Genomic DNA, 5,916 nt, shown 5'->3' with positions numbered 1-5,916 from the left:
AACATGAACCTGTCCGACAGAAGAGCAAAATCAACCGTTCAGTACATTATCTCTAAAGGAATCGCGAAAGACAAAATATCCGGTAAAGGATATGGCGAAAGCGAGCCGAAAGTAAACTGTGGTGAGAATTGCACCGAAGAGGAATATGCGAAAAACAGAAGATCTGAATTCTTAATTGTTAAGAAATAAAGAATATAACAATTTAACAATAACTAAAGAGCAACCCTACAGGTTGCTCTTTTTTTGTGAATTTTAACATACAATGTTAAGTAATTGCTAATTTTATTTTATATTTGGGGATTAAACTTATCAAAAAATCATAGAATTAATTATGAAAAAAATTACTTTATTAATTTTTATGTCATTATTGAGTTTTGTGGGCTATTCACAGGTTTTTCCTGAAGGCTTTGAAGGTGTTTTTCCACCAACAAGTGCATCAGGAACGTGGGCAGTTACTCATAATGGCGTAGGAACAGGACCATCAGATACAAATTTATGGGTCCGCAGCGGGCCAAATTCAGCCACTTCTCCTCCTCACACAGGACAATATGCTGCCTCTGTAGAAAGGATCAATGTTGGGATGGGAGTTACCGAAGAAGATTGGTTAATTTCCCCGAAGGTAACTGTTCCGGCTAATGGTCAGTTACGTTTTTATGCACAACAAGGACGTGCCGGAGATCAGGGATCAAAACTACAGATCCGTGTATCTACAATTGTTACTGCAGGAACACAAACAACTCTTGCGAACTTTACTACACAAATAGTGGAGTTAACAGAGCCTCAAATATCTCCTAATGCAGGAGTATATGCTGAACAGGTGATTAACTTAACACCGCTTGTAGCAGCAAATCAGGAGGTATACATTGCTTTTGTAAGAGTATACACACAACCTACAGCTGCTGTAGGAGGTGACAGATTTATCATTGACGATATTAATTTAGTTCAACAATGTTTAGATCCTACTAATGGTGTTGCAAACGCGATTACGACTTCTACCGCTACTTTATCATGGACCAACCCAAGTGGTTCTACCAACTGGGAAATTGAAGTAGTACCTTCTGCTTCTCCATTAACAGGCGTAGGAACAGCAATAACAACAAATCCATATAATGCAATCAATTTAACGCCTGGAACTGTTTACCAGTACCGCGTGCGTTCGAAATGTACAGGAGGTCCTACTGATGTATTCAGTAACTGGGCCGGACCTTTTTACTTTACAACCAATTCATTAGGTCAGACCTGTGCTGCTCCGATTGTAATTAACAGCTTACCGTACTCTACTACGGACAATACCGCCAACTACGGAAACCATATAACAACCAGTCAGGGTACTACAGGTTGTGGTACAACTACAAATTACATGACCGGTAATGATGTGGTATATGCTTATACTGCTGCCACTACAGGAATCATCGATATTTCAATGACACCTACTGCAACCTATTCGGGTATTTTCGTTTACAACAACTGTGCGAATATCGGAACAAGCTGTTTAGCAGGTGTGGGTAACTCCGGTACTACTGTTCGTAACATTACGAACTTTGCAGTAACCGCAGGTACAACTTACTATTTTGTTATTTCAACAAATTCAACTCCTGTATCTACAGGATATACTTTAGTTATCCAACAGGTAAACTGTGCACCTCCGGGAGCTTTGGCAGTTTCAGGAATAACAATGACTCAGGCTAACCTGAGCTGGTCAAACCCTTCTTCTGCTACAGAATGGCAGGTTGTGGTTCAGGCATTAGGAGCAGGAATCCCAACCGGAACAGGAACAACTGTTACCGGTACACCGGCTTATACAGCTACTACAACAGTTACAGGAACTCCTTTGGCTTCCGGAACAGATTACGAATATTATGTAAGAGCAAAATGTGCTGACGGATCATTCAGTCAATGGTCAGGACCTAAGCCTTTCAAAACGTTACCAAACTATTGTGGAGGAGATCATTTCTTCGATACAGGAGGACTTAACGGTGACTATGCTAACAATGAAAATGTAACGACAACGATCTGCCCGGTTAACCCTACAGATATGGTTACCGTAACATTTAACAATTTCAACACAGAATCCGGTTATGATTTCCTAAGAGTTTATCAGGGAACAGGAACAGCAGGAACACTATTAGGCACGTACTCCGGAAACTTAACAGGTGCTAACCTACCAGGACCATTTGAATCGGCTCCGGGTGCTTGTTTAACATTTGTATTTACTTCAGACGGAAGTGGAATTCGTCCGGGATGGGATGCTACCGTAACTTGTGCGGCACCTCCAACATGTCCGAAACCAACTACCGTAAATGTTACCAATCCGACAATGAACTCGGCTCAGATTTCATGGGTTGAAACAGGAACAGCTACAAGCTGGGAAGTTATGGCAGTACCGGCAGGAACTCCATCTCCAAACACAAACCCTATTCCGGGAACAGCTATTACTGCAATTACCAATACTCCATCTCCGTATGTACTGAACGGTTTAAGTTCGGCTACAAGCTATGACTTCTATGTAAGAGCTATTTGTAGTCCAACAGATAAGAGTACATGGTCAGGACCAAGAACGACAAAAACATTACCAAACTACTGTGCCGGAGATCATTTTTATGATACAGGAGGCGCCAGTGGTGACTACTCTAACAGTGAAAACGTAACAACTGTTATTTGCCCAGTAAATCCAACGGATATTGTTACCGTACAATTCAACAGTTTTAATACTGAAGCGAATTACGACTTCTTAAGAGTTTATGAAGGAAACGGAACAACAGGAACGTTATTAGGAACATTTACCGGTGATTTAACAGCTAACTTGCCTGGTCCTTTTGAATCGGCAACTCCGGGAGCATGTTTAACATTCGTGTTTACTTCCGATGGAAGTGCTGTTCGTGCCGGATGGGACGCTACAGTAACCTGCGGACCAGTACCAACATGTCCTAAGCCTAAAAACTTAACGGCTACAGGTATTACTCAAACTACTGCCAACCTTGGATGGACAGAAATGGGAACTGCAACACAATGGGAAGTTATTGTACTTCCTGCCGGTTCACCTGCACCACTACCAGGAGCAACAGGAACTATTGTTAACACACCTCCGCCATATACTTACGGACCGTTAACACCTGGTACTCAGTTTGATTTCTACGTAAGAGCTATTTGTAGCGCAAGTGATATCAGCGCATGGTCTATTAAAGGAACTTTTGCTACTTTAATTGCGAATGACGAATGTGCCAACGCTATTCACGTACCGGTAAATGAAGACTCTCTTTGCGGACAAACCACTCCGGGAACGCTTATTGGCGCAACAGCTTCTACAACACCTAATACCTGTACAGGCGGTACGCCGGATGACGACGTATGGTTTGAATTTACAGCTACTCATACACAGCACTATATTGCATTATTAAATACAACATCTACAGGATTAAACACTGCAAACTTATACCACACGGTATATCAGGGTGACCAGTGCGGAAACTTAACACAATTATATTGTAGTGATCCAAACAACAGTTTGGCAAACAACTTAGTTCCGGGACAAACCTATAAAATCCGTGTGTACAGTAATGCTTCAGGACCACAAAACATTACATTTAATCTTTGTGTAGGAACTGTTATTACTTGTGCCGATGCTCAGGCATTCTGTGCAAACAACACGTCTCCATCAATTACTTTCCCAGGATCTATCGGGGTACCGAACTTAGGAAACGTAGCTTGTTTGAGCACAACTCCAAATCCAACCTGGTACTTCTTACAAGTACAACAATCCGGTAACTTAAACTTCCAGATTTCACAAACAAGTACAACCGGAGCTGGAATTGACGTTGACTTTATCGCTTACGGACCATTTGCTTCGCCTACAGCTGCCTGTACAAATTTAGGTGCAAACGTAGGTTGTAGTTATAGTACTGCCTCTGTTGAAAACTTCAGTATCAACAATGCAGTTGCAGGACAATACTATATGGTTATGATCACGAACTTTAATGGTAGTGCCGGTAATATTACATTTGCTCAAACAAACCAGGGACAACCTGGAGCAGGATCGACAAACTGTGATATCGTTTGTACGGTAGACTTAGGTCCTGATAAGATTCTTTGTGGGGCAACATCTTACACTTTAGATTCCGGTATTGTTAACGCAACAACCTATACATGGTCTAAAGGAGGATTTGTTATCCCTGGAGCAACCGGTCAGACATTAACTGTTACAGAATCCGGAGAATATACTGTTGTAGTTACAAAACCATCATGTTCAAACAATCCAACGGATAGCGTTAACATCACTTTCGGACCTTCTGTTACAGCTACTTCGCCTCCTGACTATAAAGTTTGTGACGATGTGAGTAACGACGGAATTGCCGATTTTGATTTAAGTACATTAACAAGTCAGGTTTTAGCAGGTTTAAATACTTCATTTACCTATAATGTATCTTACCATGCAACTTTAGCTGATGCTAACGGTAATATTGCGCCAATCAGCTCAACAACACCGTTTACAAGTGCTTCACAAACTATCTATATTAGAGTTGAAGGTGCTAATGCTGCAACTTGTTTTGGTGTGGTTCCTGTTAATCTGGTTGTAAAACCATCTCCAACAACAACTATGCCTGCAACATATTCAACATGTGGTACACCTGTAACTATTGTGGGAACACCTACAAATTACAATGTAGCTGATGCAACATATGTATGGTCACTTGGCGGAAACGTTATTGCTGGTGAAACATCAAATCAAATAACCGTTTCTCAAGCAGGCACCTATACTTTAGAAGTTACCTTAAACGGATGTGTGAACACAGTACAAACTGTATTAACAAACGACAACGTTACAGTAACGGCACCAAACGATGCTACTGCATGTAACTCTTATACATTACCTGCTTTAACAATTGGTAATTACTATACTGGATCTGGTGGAACCGGAACAATGCTAAATGCAGGTGATCTGATTACTACTACGCAAACAATTTATGTATACTTACAGTCTACTACAAATCCAAGTTGTACTGCTGAAGATAGTTTTGATGTAACCATCACAACAACAATCACAGCTCCGGTAATACCAAATCAAACAGTATGTAACAGCTACCTATTACAGCCGTTACCATCTTATGCAAATTATTACACTGGAACAGGCGGTACCGGAACTATGCTAACAGCTGGTTCATCAGTAACAACTTCGCAGACTATTTATGTTTATGCTAAATCAGGTACAGCTCCAAACTTCTGTACAGACGAAAGCAGCTTCATAGTAACAATACAAACTGCAACTGCTGATGCTCCTGCAAACACTTCTGCTTGTGGAACGTATGTATTACCAGCCTTGTCTGCTAATAACAACTACTACACCGGAACAGGTGGAACAGGAACAATGTATGTAGCTGGCAACAATATTAATGCTACAACTACATTATATGTATACACGCAAACATCAGCCGGATGTACTGCTGAGAATAGCTTCACGATCACGATCTACAACGCGCCTCAGGCGGCAACATTACCAAATGTTACTGTAGAATGTGGAGGCTTTACCTTACCAGCATTACCAGCAGGAAACGTTTATTACACCGGACCTAATGCAACTGGAAGCCAATTAACTGCCGGAAGCATTGTTTCCATAACTCAAACAATCTACATTTATGCAGTGACAGGTTCTGGCGCTACAATCTGTAGTGATGAAAGTAGTTTTGAAGTTACAACTTCATGTATAATCCCTAAAGGTATTTCACCAAACGGCGACGGACTGAATGACACATTTGATCTATCTACTTTTGATGTTGAGAAATTAAGCATCTTCAACCGTTATGGAACAGAAGTCTTCAAACACGGAGCGGGTTACACCAATCAGTGGTTCGGACAATCCAATGGCGGAAATGAACTACCAGACGGTACTTACTTCTATGTTATAGAATTAAAAGGCAGCGA

The 5,916-nt window shown here is 41.1% G+C and carries 2 protein-coding genes; both read left to right on the top strand.

The window, feature by feature from the left end:
- The coding region (locus BGO42_RS14440) for an OmpA family protein (protein WP_286748466.1) at positions 1 to 189 on the top strand (189 nt) is incomplete at its 5' end.
- Between the two features lie 142 nt (positions 190 to 331).
- The coding region (locus BGO42_RS14435; protein WP_286749443.1) for a fibronectin type III domain-containing protein at positions 332 to 5,916 on the top strand (5,585 nt) is incomplete at its 3' end.

This window comes from Flavobacterium sp. 40-81 (genome assembly GCF_001898245.1).
GTDB lineage: Bacteria > Bacteroidota > Bacteroidia > Flavobacteriales > Flavobacteriaceae > Flavobacterium > Flavobacterium inviolabile.
Note: the sequence above shows the minus strand (reverse complement) of the source record. Positions and strands in the feature narration are given on the sequence as shown.